This window comes from Sphingopyxis sp. DBS4 (genome assembly GCF_024628865.1).
In the GTDB taxonomy this organism is placed as follows: domain Bacteria; phylum Pseudomonadota; class Alphaproteobacteria; order Sphingomonadales; family Sphingomonadaceae; genus Sphingopyxis.
The window spans coordinates 2249182-2264641 of the sequence record NZ_CP102384.1 but is presented as its reverse complement, the minus strand read 5'-3'; the positions used below and the strand labels follow the sequence as shown (position 1 = coordinate 2264641).

At 67.1% G+C, this 15460-nt stretch carries 14 protein-coding genes; 11 read left to right on the top strand and 3 right to left on the bottom strand.

Annotated elements, in window-relative coordinates:
• Nucleotides 1–126: 126 nt before the first annotated feature.
• Together NP825_RS10800 and NP825_RS10795 are read left to right on the top strand one after the other, a co-directional pair.
• Nucleotides 127–747, top strand: coding sequence for a TetR/AcrR family transcriptional regulator (locus NP825_RS10800; RefSeq protein WP_257543251.1), 621 nt, complete (start codon nt 127–129; stop codon nt 745–747).
• A gap of 179 nt (nt 748–926) precedes the next feature.
• A complete protein-coding gene (locus NP825_RS10795) occupies nt 927–1520 on the top strand; it encodes a malonic semialdehyde reductase (protein WP_257543248.1) in 594 nt (197 codons plus the stop codon).
• Between the two features lie 13 nt (nt 1521–1533).
• Here NP825_RS10795 and NP825_RS10790 read toward each other — a convergent pair whose 3' ends face one another.
• Nucleotides 1534–2547: a LacI family DNA-binding transcriptional regulator gene (locus NP825_RS10790; RefSeq protein ID WP_257543245.1), complete on the bottom strand. Its 1014-nt coding sequence runs from the start codon at nt 2545–2547 to the stop codon at nt 1534–1536.
• Nucleotides 2548–2761: 214 nt separating this feature from the next.
• On the opposite strand from NP825_RS10790, the gene NP825_RS10785 reads away from it, so the two are divergent.
• From NP825_RS10785 to NP825_RS10745, 9 genes are all read left to right on the top strand, one after another.
• Nucleotides 2762–3679 carry a VOC family protein gene (locus tag NP825_RS10785; RefSeq protein ID WP_257543243.1) on the top strand — a complete coding sequence of 306 codons (918 nt, stop codon included), beginning with the start codon at nt 2762–2764 and terminating at the stop codon, nt 3677–3679.
• Between the two features lie 42 nt (nt 3680–3721).
• Complete coding sequence (locus tag NP825_RS10780; protein WP_257543241.1) at nt 3722–4093, top strand: carboxymuconolactone decarboxylase family protein; 372 nt, start codon at nt 3722–3724, stop codon at nt 4091–4093.
• 38 nt (nt 4094–4131) lie between these two features.
• Entirely contained in the window at nt 4132–5397 is a 1266-nt protein-coding gene (locus tag NP825_RS10775; RefSeq protein ID WP_257543239.1) for an MFS transporter, read from the top strand.
• Nucleotides 5398–5467: 70 nt separating this feature from the next.
• A complete protein-coding gene (locus tag NP825_RS10770) occupies nt 5468–7804 on the top strand; it encodes a TonB-dependent receptor (RefSeq protein WP_257543237.1) in 2337 nt (778 codons plus the stop codon).
• An 86-nt stretch (nt 7805–7890) separates the two neighbouring features.
• Nucleotides 7891–8799 (top strand): fumarylacetoacetate hydrolase family protein, encoded by a 909-nt coding sequence (locus NP825_RS10765; RefSeq protein WP_257543235.1) that lies wholly within the window; start codon nt 7891–7893, stop codon nt 8797–8799.
• A 58-nt stretch (nt 8800–8857) separates the two neighbouring features.
• Nucleotides 8858–9892, top strand: coding sequence for a phosphotransferase family protein (locus NP825_RS10760; RefSeq protein ID WP_257543233.1), 1035 nt, complete (start codon nt 8858–8860; stop codon nt 9890–9892).
• Nucleotides 9889–11190, top strand: coding sequence for a phosphopyruvate hydratase (gene eno, locus NP825_RS10755; RefSeq protein WP_257543231.1), 1302 nt, complete (start codon nt 9889–9891; stop codon nt 11188–11190). Before NP825_RS10760 ends, eno begins: the two co-directional genes overlap by 4 nt.
• Nucleotides 11187–12125, top strand: coding sequence for a D-isomer specific 2-hydroxyacid dehydrogenase family protein (locus NP825_RS10750; RefSeq protein WP_257543229.1), 939 nt, complete (start codon nt 11187–11189; stop codon nt 12123–12125). Before eno ends, NP825_RS10750 begins: the two co-directional genes overlap by 4 nt.
• A gap of 17 nt (nt 12126–12142) precedes the next feature.
• Nucleotides 12143–13684, top strand: coding sequence for a long-chain-fatty-acid--CoA ligase (locus NP825_RS10745; RefSeq protein WP_257543226.1), 1542 nt, complete (start codon nt 12143–12145; stop codon nt 13682–13684).
• A gap of 6 nt (nt 13685–13690) precedes the next feature.
• Here the strand turns inward: NP825_RS10745 and bioD are convergent, their stop codons facing one another.
• A complete protein-coding gene (gene bioD, locus NP825_RS10740; protein ID WP_257543223.1) occupies nt 13691–14299 on the bottom strand; it encodes a dethiobiotin synthase in 609 nt (202 codons plus the stop codon).
• Nucleotides 14296–15432: an 8-amino-7-oxononanoate synthase gene (locus NP825_RS10735; protein ID WP_257543221.1), complete on the bottom strand. Its 1137-nt coding sequence runs from the start codon at nt 15430–15432 to the stop codon at nt 14296–14298. Before NP825_RS10735 ends, bioD begins: the two co-directional genes overlap by 4 nt.
• Between the last annotated feature and the right edge of the window lie 28 nt (nt 15433–15460).

The window sequence follows — 15460 nt, the reverse complement described above, 5'->3', positions numbered from 1 at the left end:
TTTACATCCCCAGACCTGTTATAGCTATTACTATATTATAGTGTTTGCTATAACAGCGCAACGCTCATTTCGATCCGGGTAAGGCGATGTGCTAGGCAGGATGGAGCGAATGAGGATGGAAGCATCGTGACGAAATCGAAGCCGAAGGACGTGCCGCCGGGGAAGCGCAAGCGATCCACCCGCGAGAAACTGCTCGATACCGCGGGCGAGCTGCTCGCGGAGTTCGGCATCGACCGCGTCACGACCAACCTGATCTGCGAGCGCGCCGGCGTGACTCCGCCCGCGCTCTATTATTATTTCGCCGACAAATATGAGGTCGTCGTCGCCCTCGGCAAAAGGCTGATGGACCGTCAGAACGAAGCGCTCGAACGCTGGCTTGACCGGCATCTGGACGGCGGCATTCGCGCTTATGCCGAAAACACCCTGGAATTGTTGCGCGAAACCGCCGAGATCACCGAAGCCGAACCGGGCGGAATCTGGATCGAGCGCGCGCTCCATTCGAGCCCGCGCCTCGAACATGTCCGGATCGAATCGCACCGCTATGTCACCGACAAGCTGACTGAGATCTATGTCCCGATGCTGCCCGGATATCCGCGCGAGCTCATCTGGCTCCGTATGCGGATGCTGGTCGAGTTCGGCTATGTCGCCACCGAATTGCTGCACGCGGAAAGCGGCATGGAACGCGAGGCCATATTGGCGGAAACCGCGCAGATGCAAAGGCTTGCGACGCTCGCGTTTCTCGACTGACTCCCGGCAGCGGGCCTGCCGCCGGATCGCCGCGATTTCCAGATGCGGGCTTGCGCGGCGCCGAAGATCGTTCCAAGGGCTGCCGCTCGTTTCCAGGCGTGGGCGCGCATGCACCCCGGCGCCCCGCGCCGCCGGGGCTGCCGCACCTCCGCCGCCCTATTGCCACAGGAGATCCGGCAGTGAGCGAACCGCTTCACGACACCATCCTCGACCGACTGTTCCGCACCGCGCGATCCTACAACGGATATCTCGACCGGCCGGTCGCGGAGGCACAACTTCGCGCGATATGGGATCTCGTGAAATTCGGCCCCACCAGCGCCAACGGATTGCCGGCGCGTATCGTCTGGTGCGTATCGGAGGATGCGAAGGAGCGGCTCGCGACGCTCGCTTCGCCGGGCAATGCCGACAAGGTCCGCAAGGCACCGGTCACCGCGATCATCGGGATGGACAACGCATTCTACGACTATCTTCCCGAGCTTTTGCCGCACACCGACGCTCGGAGCTGGTTCGTCGGCAAGGACGAGCTCGCCCGCACGACGGCGTTCCGCAATTCGAGCCTGCAGGGCGCCTATTTCATCCTCGCGGCGCGCGCGCTGGGGCTCGATACCGGGCCGATGTCGGGGTTCGACAATGCGGCGGTCGACGCCGCCTTTTTCGGCGATCGGCCGAGCGTGAAGAGCAATTTCATCTCGACTCTCGGCTATGGCGATCCCGCGAGCATCTTCGAGCGCAGCCCGCGCCCCGATTTCGAGCGTTTCAACCGTATCGCCTGACCGGCGCGCGGCCTTATCGCGAAGCGGGCGTGCCGGTGGAACTGCGCAGGATCAGTTCGGACGAACTCGTCGCGTGATAGGATCTGGCCAGCTTTTCCTCGGGCGTGCGTAGCCGGTCCATGAACCAGAGGGCGCAATTGACCGCGAGCGACTGAATCGGCGGGCGGATGACGGTGATCGGCGGCTGCCACCATTCGCACCAGTTCGGATCGCCGAAACCGATTACCGACATCTGATCCGGGATTGCGATCTGAGCCCTGCGAAGCGCGACGATGATGCCCATCGTCACATGCGCCGAGCCCGACAGGATCGCCGTCGGACGCTCGGGCAGGGCCAGCATCTCGTGCACCGCGCGCTCGCCCCACGTCAAGGTCGGCGCGTCGAGGAAGGTTGCGAGCGACGATGGCGGAATGCCGCGCTTGCGATAGGCGTTGTGCACCCCTTCGAGGCGGCGCCGTCCGGTCGACAGGCGTTCGGACGCCGCGACATAGGCGATGCGTCGATGCCCGAGGTCGAGCAGATGGCTCGTCGCCCGCTCCATCGCGTCGCTGTCGTCGATTCCGAACCAGAGATCGTCGGGGCCGCCGGCGTAGCGAAGCAGTTGCACATGCGGAACCTGGCGCAGCAGCGCAATGCTTTCGCGCTTCAGGTCGGCGCTCGGCACCAGGATGATCCCGGCGACGCGGGCGCCGACGAAATCGCGGATGTGCCGCACTTCGGTTTCGGGGTCGTCGCCGGTTATCGATAGCACAATCCGATAGCCCTGGCGGTCGCAACTTTCGGAAAGCGCCTGCGCGATCGAGGCGAAGAAGTCGTTCTGAATATCGGGGAGGATCAGCCCGATCAGGTTGCTCGATCCGCCGCGCATCATGCGCGCGGGGAGGTTGCCGACATAGCCGAGCTCCTCTGCCGCGGCGCGCACGGCGTGCTTCGTCCGCTCGCTGATCCGCGCATCGCCGGACAAGGCGCGTCCAACAGTAGATACTGAAAATCCTAGTTTTTTTGCAATGTCCTTGGTTGTTACCATTCGCCTCGCATCCCCCGCGGTTGCTGTCTGGACACCCATCGAAACCCGCCGCCGCCGATGTAGGAGGCCGGGCCTGGTCCCGGGGCCGTGCAGCTCGTCCAAGGCAGCATAGGCGAGGGCGGAAGGAGCCGCAATACGCGCGTCGCAACAAGGGCGTTGCCATCGGTAAAGTTTATGCTATCGATTGCGCAATCGAGATGAGGGAGAGCGAGAGATGATTCGCAACGTCAACCACGTCCTGTTCCGCCACGAAGGCGATATGGAGGCGATCAAGCGCTTCTTCGAGGACTTCGGCCTGTTCGTGTCGCATGAGGACGAGCGGCGCGTCTATTTCCGCGGCTATGAGAGCCGCCCCTTCATCTATGTCGCCGAACGCGGCCCGCGCAGCTTCGGCGGGCTCGGTTTCGAGGTCGAGAGCGCCGAGGCGCTGGAGGCGCTGGCGCGGCGTTTCGACGTTCCCGTGACCGACGGCGCGACTCCCTGGGGCGGCCGGCAGATCGCGATCGAGGACGCCGACGGCAATGCGATCGAACTGGTTCACGGCCTCCGGCAGCTCGAGCCCGTTGCGCTGCCGCGCCCCCCGGTGCCGCTGAACACCGGCAATATCGTCCAGCGCCGCGGCCGCTTTCCGATCTTCGAGCGCGGCCCCGCGCCGGTGCTTCGCCTCGCGCATGTCGTCCAGAACACGCCCGATCCGGGTCGCCTGATGGACTGGTATGTCGACAATCTGGGCGCCTATCTGTCGGATGTCATCATGGTCGGCGAGCATCGCGCGGGCGCCTTCATCCGCTTTCCGCGCGGCAAGGACTATGTCGACCATCATAATATCGCGGTCTTTCAGGGGCCGGCGAACACGGCGCAGCACGCCTGTTTCGAGACGATCGACGTCGATGCCGTGCATATGGGGCACCAGCATCTCGCGGCGAAGGGCTATCGTCCCGCCTGGGGCGTGCTGCGCCACGCGGTCGGCGGCGCGCTGTCGGACTATTGGTACGATCCTTCGGATTTCCGCGTCGAGCACGTCACCGACAGCGACTATCTGAACGACGAATATCCCACCGGCTATCACCAGCGCGGCCCCGAAACCGCAATGCAGTGGGGCGGCGACATGCCCGACCACTTCCGCGACTGATCGGCGCACACGCAGCAGAATCGAGATATTGGGAGTAGGCAGATGCAGGAATCGCGCGACGCGGCGTTCGACCGCGGCTTGGCCATGCGCAAGAAGATCGCGGGCGACGTTCCGCCGCCGCCCGGCCTCGACGAGGATCTGCGCGGCCTGATCCTGCGCTATGCCTTCGGCGACGTGTGGAGCCGGCCGGGGCTGGACGTCGATACGCGGCGCCTGCTGACGCTGTCGATGACGCTGGCCGGCGGGCATCTGGAGGAATTCAAGCTGCACCTGCGCTTCGCGGTGACCAATGGCGTCGACCGCGCGACGGTCAAGGAACTGATCCTGCACAGCGCCGTCTATTGCGGCATTCCCGCGGCGCTCGACGCCTTTCGCGCGGCGAACGAAATCTACGCCGAACTCGACGCCGCCTGACCGCCGCGCTTCCCACCGCCTTTCACGAAAGCAGGACGATGCAAGGGACCAACCTCGCCGAATGGCGTGCCGGCTGGCCGGTGGTGCTCGTCGGGATCGCGGGCGCCGCGACCTCGTCGATCCAGACCGTCGCGCTCAGCCTGATCATCCCTTCGCTGTCCGCCGAACTCGGCTGGTCGCGGGCGGCGATCTCGGTCAGCTTCACCATCACCACCATCGGCGCGCTGCTGCTCAGCCCGCTGGTGGGCGCGCTGCTCGACCGTTTCGGGACGCGCCGGGTCGCCATCGCGGGGGTGATCGCAAAGGCGAGCGCGCTCGCCGCGGTCTCGCTCACCACGTCGCAGATATGGACCTGGTATCTCGCCTGGGTCTTCGTCGCGCTGGCGGCGCCCTTTGCGAGCCTGGTCGTGTGGACCAAGGCGGTCGCGGGCCGCTTCGCCAAACAGCGCGGCTTGGCGCTCGCGATCACGATGACCGGGCTGCCGATCGCGAACATCGTCTTCACCTTCGTTGCGGCGCAGACGATGGGCGCCATGGGATGGCGGGCGGTCTATCCGGCGCTCGCGGCCTCGGCGCTCTGCGTCGTGCTGCCGCTGGCGATCTTCTTCCTCTATGACGAACGCGATCTGCTGCGCCGCCGGGCGCGCGCGGTCGGCGAAACCGTGCAGGCCGCGCTGCCCCGCGCGCTCGGCCGCGGGGCCGAGATCGGCGAGGCGCTGCGCAACCGGCGTCTCTGGCAGATATTCATTCCGGGTTTCCTGGTGTCGATGTCGCTCGGCGGGCTGATGGTCCATCTGCCGTCGATGGTCACCGATGCCGGCGCGACGCCCGCCGAGGCCGCGACGGTCTTCGCGCTCGCCTTCGGTCCTTTTGCATTCGCGGGCCGCGTCGCAACGGGATTGCTTCTCGACCGGCTGCACGCGCCCTTCGTCGCCGGAGCGGCGTTCATCCTGCCGGCGCTGGCCGCGCTGATCTTCTACTCGGCGAACGGTGACATCGCCTGGCTGATCGCGGCGGGTGCCCTCGCGGGCTGCGCGCTCGGCGCCGAGCTCGAGGGGATCGCCTATCTGGTCAGCGTCTATTTCGGCCAGAAGAATTACGGCTTTCTCTATGGCATCGGCTTCGGTTTCTATTCGGTCGGTTTCGGCATCGGGCCGGTCATCGCCGGCCATATCTATGACAGCTACGGCAGCTATGAGCGATATTTCGTCTTCATCGCCTCGGCGCTGCTGATCGCCGTTCCCTTCATCACCTTGCTCGGCCGCTACCCCGATTGGGGAAGCGGGGAAGAGCGGGCGGCCTGAATTCACCATCATCATCTGGAACGACGGCCGCGGGACTGACCGAAGCGGCCGCCAAGAGCGGGAGGACTATATGAAGACCATCAAGACGACCCTGTTGATCGGGGCTGCCTCGTGGGGGCTGCTGGCGGCCTTGCCTGCGATGGCGCAGGACGGCGGCGCGCCGGCCGAGGACGCGGACGGCGCGGCCGCGTCGTCGGGCATCGGCGACATCGTGGTGACGGCGCGCAAGCGGGCCGAGAGCGTGCAGGACGTTCCGGTTGCGATCACCGCGGTCAGCGCCGAGCAGATGATCGACCGTTCGGTGAAGGATATCACCGATATTGCCGCCTCGACCCCCAGCTTCTTCACCCAGATGTCGAGCGCTGACCCGTCGGCGCTGCTCGTCTCGATGCGCGGCCAGTCGGCGACCGACGCGCTGATGACGCTCGACTCGCCGGTCGGCGTCTATGTCGACGGCGTCTATCTGCCGCGCTCGATCGGCCTGCGCGCCGCGATGGTCGACATCGAGCGCGTCGAGGTGCTGCGCGGTCCGCAGGGGACGTTGTTCGGCAAGAACACCACCGGCGGCGCGGTCAGCATCACGACCCGCCAGCCCGACCTCGTGGAAACGGGCGGTTTCGTCAGCATGGTGCTGGGCGAGCACGGCAAGATGGAAGCGACCGGCGCGCTCAACGTGCCGCTGGTCCGCGATGTGCTCGCGGTGCGCGGCGTGTTCCAATATTCGGGCAACAACGGCTATGGCCGCAACCTGCTCGGCGAACGGATCGGCGGCGACGTCACCAAGACGGGGCGGATCAACGTCGCCTTCGCGCCGAGCGACCGCCTGCGCATCAACCTGTCGGGCGATTATCAGCGGATCAAGGGTGACGGCATCATCACGCGCCTGTCGTGGCTCAACCCCTATCCGCAGGAAACCGGTTCGGTTCTGCCCGCGCCGACCAATCTGCTGCGCGCGACGCTGGCGCAGCAGGGCCTCGCCGATACGCCGGCGAACCGCGAGGCGGCCTATGCCTATCTGCAGACCGCACTGATCGGCAACAGCGCCGGCTCCTTCTACGACGCGCCGACGACCTCGCCGCAGGCGAACGACTATGAAGGCTATGGCGTGTCGGGGACGATCGAGTTCGACGTCAGCGACTATCTGAGCCTCAAGTCGATCACCGCCAACCGCTGGGCCGACCGCGACTCCTATGTCGATTTCGACGGCACGCCGATCGTGCTGTTCGAGCCCCATTATGTGACCAAGTCGAAGGTGTTCAGCCAGGAACTGCAACTGCTGTCCGACCCGGCCGAGCGTCTGTCGTGGATTCTCGGCGGCTATTATTCGAAGGAGACGGGCAACGAGTTCACGGTGAGCCGCACGCTGCCGCCGATCCTGCCGACCAATCCGGGGATCAGCGACGGCGACGTCACCAACAAGAGCGTCGCGGTGTTCGGACAGGCGAACTATCGCGTGTCGGACGCGGTTCGCATCACCGCCGGGCTACGCTGGACCGAAGAGACGAAATCGCTGTTGACGCGCAACCGCAACGCGCTCGGCTGCAACATCCCGGTTTCGATCCGCATCGACGGCGCCTGCGAAGGCTATTTGTCGGACACCTATTCGGACTGGTCCTATCTGCTCAGCCTCGACTGGACGCCGGGCACCGGAACGCTCTTCTATGCCCGCACCTCGCGCGGCTTCAAGGGCGGCGGCCAGAATCTGCGCGGCCAGGCATCCGATCCGCGCACCTTCAACCCGTTCCGGCCCGAGACCGTCACCGACTATGAAATCGGCGCGAAGCTCGACCTGCTCGACCGGCGCCTGCGCCTGAACCTCGCCGGCTATCACGCCATCTATGAGGATATTCAGCGCAGCACGAGCATTCAGCCGCCGATCGGCAGCGCGACGACGCTGGTGACGAACGCCGCGAAGGCGAAGATCAACGGCGTCGAGGCCGAAATCACCGCCCAACCGACCGATGCGCTGACGCTGAACGTCAACGCGAGCTATACCGATGCAAGCTATTCGAGCTTCGCCGATCCGATCATCGGTGACCGCAGCGACGAACGCTTCCCGGTTCCGCGCTGGACGCTGGCGACGAACCTGACCTACCAGCTTCCGACCTCGATCGGCGACCTCAAGTTCATCGCCGGCTGGAACTGGCGCAGCGCGACATCGCTTCGTCCCGCCGCGCTGGTGCAGTCGAGCGTGACGCAGAAGGCCTATGGCCTCGTCGATGCGCGGATCAGCCTGCACGTCGACGAACTCGATGCCGATGTCGCGATCTTCGCGAAGAATCTGCTCGACAAGGAGTATATCGTCGGCGCGGTCGATCTCGACCGGACGCTGGGATATAATATCGTCAACGTCGGCACTCCGCGCCTGATCGGCGTGGAATTCCGCAAGAGCTTCGGCAGCCGTTAATCGGGTCGGCCATGCTATCGTTAGCCCTGGTGGCTGGCGATGGCATGGCCGCTTCCCATCATCGCCCCACATTATCGGAGGAAGATATGAGCTTTGCACTTTGCGTTCTGGAAAAGGGCGGACAGCGTGTTCCCGCGGTCAAGATCGGCGAGCGTTTCTGGGCGCTGAGCGACGTCGCACCGGGACTGATCCAGCGGCCCGACGAAGGCCTGCTCGACCTGCTTCCCGCGTGGGACGAGAGCTTTGCCAAGCTGGAAAAGGCGGTCGCGGCGTTCGACGGAGCGGCGAAGACCGCGCTCGTCCCCGGCGAAGGCGGCGTCCGCTATGACCTGCTCGTCACCAACCCCAAGAAGATCGTCTGCGCGGGGATGAATTATTATTGCCACATGCGCAAGGACGCCAAGCGCGAGATCAAGAAGGAGGATTATGACTGCCTCTTCTTCCTGAAGGCGTCCGACCAGCAGCTTGCCGCCGACCGCGACATCCCGTTCCCCAGCCATACGAAGAAATATGACTGGGAAGTCGAGATCGTCGTCGTGATCGGCAAGGAAGGCCGCAACATCAAGGCCGCCGATGCCGCGCAGCATATCGCGGGCTATGCGGTCGGCAACGACCTGTCGGCGCGCGACTGGCAGTTCAATCCGCGCCACGTCCGCCAGTTCGACCTCGTCGCCGGCAAATCCTTCGATCATTCGGCGCCGGTCGGCCCGTGGCTCGTCCCCGCCGCTTTCGTCGACATCGAAAATCTCTGGCTGAAGCTGTGGGTCAACGACGATCTGAAGCAGGATTCGACGACCAAGGAATTCATCTGGTCGGTTGGCGAACTGATCGAATCCTATAGCTCGCACAGCACGCTGCGTCCCGGCGACCTGCTGTTCACCGGCGCGCCCGCGGGGGTGGGCATGGCGACCGACACCTATCTCAAGCCCGGCGACGTGATGGTGGCCGAGGTCGAGGGGCTGGGCCGTCTCGAAACGCGGCTGCTCGCCGAGTGAGGGAATGGGGAGGGCGGCCCAAGGGGCGCTCTCCCGCCAACAGCGGGCGGAGTTCGCGTTGATACAGGGATTGTCTCCATCCGCCGCGTCGGCGGACGCCGATACGGTCGTATCGGCGCTGCTCGAATGCGGGATGATCGCGGCGAAGAGCGAAGTGCGGCGGATCGTCTCCGTCGCGGGCGGCGTGTCGTGCGACGTCTATCGCGTCGATCTGCCCGGCCGTTCGGTCGGGGTGAAGCGCGCGCTGCCGCGCCTGCGCGTCGCCGCCGAATGGAACGCGCCGGTCGAACGCTCGGCCTATGAAGTGCTGTGGCTGCGCCGCGCGCAGGCATGGGGCGTGCGCGCGCCGCACGTGCTGGCCTCGCTGCCCGACCGCAACCTCTTCGTCATGCAATGGTTCGACGCCGCCGCGCATCCGGTATGGAAAGCGGAACTGCTCGCGGGGCGTGTCGATGCGGATTTCGCGCGGCGCGTCGGGGCGGCGCTGGCGCTCGTCCACAACCGCAGCAGCGCCGACGAGACGGTCGCGCGGGATTTCGCCAGCGACGAACTGTTCCGGCAGCTTCGCATATCGCCCTATCTCGACGCGACGGCGGTCGAGCATCCCGATCTCGCCGCGCGGATCGGCGGGCTCGCGGCATCACTCGCACGCACCAAGGTCGCGCTCGTCCATGGCGACGTCAGCCCGAAGAATATCCTGTGCGCGGCGGAAGGGCCGCTGTTCCTCGACGCCGAATGCGCCTGGCACGGCGACCCGGCCTTCGATGCCGCTTTCTGCCTGACCCATTTGCTGCTCAAGGCGCTCAAGCTCGGGACCAGGGCGAGCCGCGATGCGTGCGGCGCCTTTGCCGGGGCATGGCTGGACGATGCGGGTTGGGAAGAGGCGGCGGCCCTGTCGCGCCGCACCGCGCCGCTGCTTGCCGCGCTGCTCCTCGCGCGCGTCGACGGCAAGTCGCCGGTCGAATATCTGAACGCGTCCGAACGCGCCTTCGTCCGCCGTTTCGCACGCGACTTCCTGCATCGCCCCGCCGAAAACGGCGACGACATCGATGTGCTCAAACATATGTGGTTCGAAAGATTGGATAGCCGATGAACAACAATATCGCTCAAGTCCGTGCGCGTTCGGTGTGGGATTCGCGCGGGCGGCCGACCGTCGAGGCGGAAGTGCATCTTGCTGGCGGGGCCATCGGGCGGGCGATCGCGCCCGCGGGGGCGTCGCGCGGGAAATATGAAGCGGTCGACCTGCGCGACGGCGGCAGCCGCTTCGGCGGCATGGGGGTCGAGCGCGCCGTCGCGGCGGTGAACGGCGAGATCGCGCCGCTGCTGATCGGCGCCGACGCGCGCGAGCAGGACCAGATCGACGCGCGCCTCTGCCGCGCCGACGGCACGCCGAACAAGGGCCGCGTCGGCGGCAATGCGACCGTCGCGGTATCGATGGCGGCCGCGCACGCCGCCGCCGCGGCCGAGGGCGTGCCGCTGTGGCGCTGGCTGTCGCGCGGCGGCCCGGTCTCGCTGCCGCTGCCCGAAATCCAGATCTTCGGCGGCGGCGCGCACGCCGGGCGGCGCACCGACATCCAGGATTTCATGATCATGGTGCCGAAGGCGGCATCGATCCGCGAGGTGCTGGAGGTGACGGGCGACGTCTATCGCGCGGCAGGCGAGGTGATGCAGGACCGCGACCGCATGGTCGGCACTGCCGACGAGGGCGGCTGGTGGCCGATGTTCGACACCAACGAACAGGCGCTGGAAACGCTGGTCGAAGCGATCGAGCGCGCCGGCCATCGCCCCGGCGAGGACGTCTTCATCTCGCTCGACATCGCAGCGAGCGAGTTCGCGGAAGGCAATGGCTATGTGCTCGCGCTCGACGATGCACGGTCGTCGAGCGAGGAGATGGTCGAGCGCGTCTGCGACTGGGCCGCGCGCTATCCGATCCTGTCGATCGAGGATCCGGTGGGGCAGGACGACACGCCGGGCATGGTCGCGGTGACGCGGCGGCTCGGCGGACGCATCCAGATCATCGGTGACGATTATCTGGTCACCAACAGCGACCGCGTCGACGCGGCGGCGGCGGCGGGCGCGTGCAATGCGGTGCTCGTCAAGGTCAACCAGGCCGGGTCGCTCAGCGAAGCGAAGGCGGCGCTCGACGCGGCGCAGCGCCGGCAATGGGGGACGATCGTGTCGGCCCGGTCGGGCGAGACCGAGGATGTGACGATCGCGCATCTCGCGGTCGGCTGGAACGCCCGCCAGCTCAAGGTCGGCTCCTTCGCGCGCTCGGAGCGCATGGCGAAATGGAACGAACTGCTGCGGATCGAGGAAGCGCTGGGGGCCGACAATCGCTTCGACGGCATCCGCGCCTTCGCGCCCGGCGTTTCGGCGGCCCTCGGCGCATGAAGGCGGTCCTCCATTATGGTGCGAGCCCCGGCTTTCGCGCGTCGCTCGCGGGGCTCGCCGACGGGCTGGATATCGTGGTGGTCGACGAGGAGAGCCCCGATTTCGCCCGCGAGATCGCCGACGCCGAAATATTGCTCCATGTGCTGAAGCCGGTGACACGCGCGATGATCGAAGGAGCGCCGCAGCTTCGCCTGATCCAGAAGATCGGCGTCGGGGTGAATACGATCGATCTCGACGCGGCGCGGTCGCGCGGCGTCGCGGTCGCGAACATGCCCGGCACCAACAGCCAGGCGGTGGCCGAACTGGCGCTCGGGCTGATGCTTTCGGTGCTGCGCCGCATCCCCGCGCTCGACGCGATGACCAAGGGCGGACGCCAATGGTCGCCCGAGCCGGCGCTGATCGATTCCTGCGGCGAAATATGCGGGCGGACGGTCGGTTTCCTCGGCTTCGGCGAAGTGCCGCGGCGGCTTGCCGGGGCGATCGAGGCGCTCGGCGGCAGCGTGCTGCGCCACGATCCCGCCGCGGCGCCCGATGCGCCGGGGCGCGCGGTCGATCTCGATACCCTGTTCGGCGAAAGCGACATCTTGTCGCTGCACGTGCCGCTGACCGACGCGACGCGCCATATCGTCGATGCCGCCCGGCTCGGCCGGATGCGGCCGGGGGCGGTGCTGATCAACACGGCGCGCGGCGAGCTGGTCGACGAAAAGGCGCTTTACGATGCCATCGCCGAAGGACGGCTGCGCGGCGCCGGGCTCGACGTGTTCGAGGCCGAACCGGTGCGGGCGGACAACCCGTTGTTGACGTTGCCCGGGATCGTCGCGACGCCGCACCTCGCCTGGCTGACGCCCGAGACGCTGGCGCGCAGCATGGCGGTCGCGGGCGAAAATTACCGGCGGCTGGCGGCGGGCGAGCCGCTGCTGCATCAGGTCGTTTGAAAAAGGATGAAGCGGCGATGAGCGTCGAGCAGCGCGATACCTTCCCGGCACTTGCGCGTCATCTGGCCGTCGCCGCCCCCGATGCGCCGGCTTTCATCGTCGATGGCGAAGCGATCGGTTTCGCCGCATTCGAGGCACGCGCGCGGCGTGTCGCGGCCGCTTTGCGGCGCGACGGCGTGGGGGCGGGAAGCCGCGTCGCCTGGCTGTCGAAGAACCATATTTCAGGCTTTGAATTGTGGCTCGCCGCGAACATGGTGGGCGCGACCTTTGTTCCGCTCAACTGGCGGCTTGCCGCGGGCGAGCTTGCCTTCATCGTCGCCGATGCCGAGGCGCCGATCCTGTTCGTCTCCCCCGAGTTCGACGCGATCGCGCGGCAGGCGAGCGCGGGACTCGCCCTTCGGATCGTCGGCCTGGGAAGCGAATGGGGCGCGTGGCTGGACGGCGCCGATGCCGATGCGTCCGATGTCGTCGCGGGAACGGCCGAGGATATTTCGCTTCAGCTCTATACTTCGGGAACGACCGGCAAGCCCAAGGGGGCGATGCTCAGCCACCGCGCGTTGCTCGGCGCACGGCCTGCGTGGCGCGATCTCGACTGGTATCGCTGGGACGAGAGCGACGTCGGTCTGCTCGCGATGCCGATGTTCCACATCGGCGGCATGGGCTGGGCGCTGATGGCGTTCGATTCGGGGCGGCCGAGCGTCATCCTGCCCGAATTCGATACCGAGGCGATCCTGACGCTGATCGACGAGCGGGCCTTTTCGAAGATTTTCCTCGTTCCCGCGGCGTTGCAGCTTCTGATCGATCATCCGCGCGCCGACGCGATCGATTTCGGCGGGCTGAAGACGGTGCTCTATGGCGCAAGCCCGATGCCGCTCGCCGTGCTCGACCGGGCGATGCAGCGGCTTCGCTGCGATTTCGCGCAGCAATATGGCATGACCGAAACCGCCGGAACCGTCGTCGCATTGGCGCCCGATGATCATCGGCCGGGCAATCCGCGCCTCGCCTCGGCGGGCAAGGCTTTGCCGGGCGTCGAACTCGAAATCCGCGGCCCGTCGGGCGAGAGACTGCCTGCCGGTGAAACCGGACAGATCGCCATCCGGTCGGTCGCCAACCTCAGCGGCTATTGGCGCCGGCCCGAAGCGAGCGCGGAGGCGATCGACGGCGACGGCTGGCTGCTGACCGGCGATGCGGCCTATCTCGACGCGGACGGCTATCTCTTCGTGCGCGACCGGCTCAACGACATGATCATCAGCGGCGGCGAGAATGTCTATCCGGCGGAGGTCGAATCTTTGTTGTCCGCACATCCCGCGATCGTCGAGGCGGCGATCGTCGGCCTGCCCGACGCGCGCTGGGGCGAGGCGGTGACGGCCGCGGTCGTGCTGCGCGACGAGAGCGTCGCGGACGCCGATATCGCGGCGTGGATGCGCGGGCGGATCGCGGCCTACAAGATTCCCAAGCGGATCGCGCGTTTCGCCGTCTTGCCGCGCAACGGCGCCGGCAAGATTCTTCGCCGTGCGATCAGGGAAGAGCTGGCGGCATCCGCAAAGAAGCCCGGCTGATCCGCTCTAGCCGAAATCGGCTGAATCGAAGTTTGCGGCGAAGGCTTCGGCGAGTTCTTCGGGCGTCAGCGGATCGACGATGGGCAGGCGGCCGAGACGGCGGACGCCGCCGAGCTTGGCGATGATCGCCTCACTGTCGGGCATCGCTTCGCCGAGGAAGGCGAGGCCGTGGATTGCGACGCCCCGGCGTTTCAGCGCTTCGATCGTCAGCAGGCTGTGGTTGATCGTGCCGAGGCCGGTGCGCGCGCAGACGATCACCGGGATGCGCCAGCGCGCGAACAGGTCGGCGTAAAGCAGCGTGCGCGTGACGGGGACGAGGACGCCGCCGGCCCCCTCGACGATCAAGGCGCCATCGGGGGGCGTCAGCGCGTCGGGGTCGATTTCCACGCCGTCGATTTCGGCCGCGAGGTGCGGCGAGGCGGGGGTGACGAGGCGGTAGGCTTCGGGACGCACGGAAACGCCCGCGAGGCGCGCGACAATTTCGCTGTCGGTCTCCTCTTCGAGGCCCGACTGGATCGGCTTCCAATAGGGGACGCCGAGCGCGCCGGCGAGCGCGGCGGAGAAGATCGTCTTGCCGATGCCGGTGTCGGTGCCGGTGACGACGAAGCGGGTCATGCCTCTGCCATCGCGGTGGCCAGCGCGTCGACCATTGCATCGACCTCGCGCTCGCCGACGTTGAGGGTGATCGCGATGCGAAGGCGCGCGGTGCCCTCCGGCACCGTCGGCGGGCGGATGCCGCGGACGTCGAAGCCCGCGGCCTGCAGCGCGGCGGCGATCCGCATGGTGCGGCCGTTGTCGCCGATGACGACCGGGATGATCTGGCTGCCGCTGGCGGGCAGGCCGAGCGCGGCGAGGCGGGTTTCGGCATGGCGGACGAGGCCCTGAAGCCGCGCCGCCCGTTCGGGCTCGTTCGCGACGATTTCGAGCGCCTGGCGGACGAGCCATGCCGTCAGCGGCGACGGGGCGGTCGAGAAGATGAAGGGGCGGCCGCGGTTGACGATGAAGTCGCGGACGATCGCCGGCCCGCAGAGCAGCGCGCCTTCGCAGCCGAGCGCCTTGCCGCAGGTGTGGAGAGTGATCAGATTGTCGCGGCGGCTGAGATCGTGCGCGAGGCCTTGGCCCGCGGGACCGTAGACACCGGTCGCATGGGCTTCGTCGACGATGAGCACGGCGTCGTGGCGGTGGGCGACCGCGGCGAGATCGGCGAGCGGGGCGCGGTCGCCGTCCATCGAATAGAGGCTTTCGACCGCGATCCACGGCGTCCCGCTGCCGCCGCCGCGCCGCCAGCGCGCGATGATGTCGTCGAATGCCTGCGCGTCGTTGTGGTGCGCGTCGACGCGCCCGGCGCGGCCGAGCTTCATCCCGTCGTGCGCGCTCGCGTGGATGAGTTCGTCATGGACGACGAGGTCGCCGCGCTGCGGCAGCGTCGCGAACAGCGCGGCATTGGCGGCGAAGCCGGTGGGGAAGAAGAGCGCTGCCTCGCTGCCGTAATGGCGCGCGGCATGGGCTTCGAGCGCCTCATGCTCGTCATGATTGCCGCGCAGCAGGCGCGAGCCGCCCGAGCCCGCCGGCAGCCCGCGCTGAAGACCCGCCGCCAGCGCTTCATTGAGCGCGTAGGAGCCGGCGAGCGCGAGATAGTCGTTCGAGGCGAAATCGGCGCCGGCGCGCGGCGCGAGCGCGCGGCGGCGATCGGCGGCGGCGAGCGCGTCGAGACCCTTGCGGTGGGCGTGGAAGGGGGAGATGGTCATTCTGCGTCCCTGTCCGTCATTGCGGGCG

Excerpts from the sequence above, each read along its gene's own strand:
- NP825_RS10790 (WP_257543245.1), bottom strand. The coding sequence starts at position 2,547 with ATGGTAACAACCAAGGACATTGCAAAAAAACTAGGATTTTCAGTATCT.
- NP825_RS10785 (WP_257543243.1), top strand. The coding sequence starts at position 2,762 with ATGATTCGCAACGTCAACCACGTCCTGTTCCGCCACGAAGGCGATATG.
- NP825_RS10780 (WP_257543241.1), top strand. The coding sequence starts at position 3,722 with ATGCAGGAATCGCGCGACGCGGCGTTCGACCGCGGCTTGGCCATGCGC.
- NP825_RS10775 (WP_257543239.1), top strand. The coding sequence starts at position 4,132 with ATGCAAGGGACCAACCTCGCCGAATGGCGTGCCGGCTGGCCGGTGGTG.
- NP825_RS10770 (WP_257543237.1), top strand. The coding sequence starts at position 5,468 with ATGAAGACCATCAAGACGACCCTGTTGATCGGGGCTGCCTCGTGGGGG.
- NP825_RS10765 (WP_257543235.1), top strand. The coding sequence starts at position 7,891 with ATGAGCTTTGCACTTTGCGTTCTGGAAAAGGGCGGACAGCGTGTTCCC.
- eno (WP_257543231.1), top strand. The coding sequence starts at position 9,889 with ATGAACAACAATATCGCTCAAGTCCGTGCGCGTTCGGTGTGGGATTCG.
- NP825_RS10750 (WP_257543229.1), top strand. The coding sequence starts at position 11,187 with ATGAAGGCGGTCCTCCATTATGGTGCGAGCCCCGGCTTTCGCGCGTCG.
- NP825_RS10745 (WP_257543226.1), top strand. The coding sequence starts at position 12,143 with ATGAGCGTCGAGCAGCGCGATACCTTCCCGGCACTTGCGCGTCATCTG.
- bioD (WP_257543223.1), bottom strand. The coding sequence starts at position 14,299 with ATGACCCGCTTCGTCGTCACCGGCACCGACACCGGCATCGGCAAGACG.
- NP825_RS10735 (WP_257543221.1), bottom strand. The coding sequence starts at position 15,432 with ATGACCATCTCCCCCTTCCACGCCCACCGCAAGGGTCTCGACGCGCTC.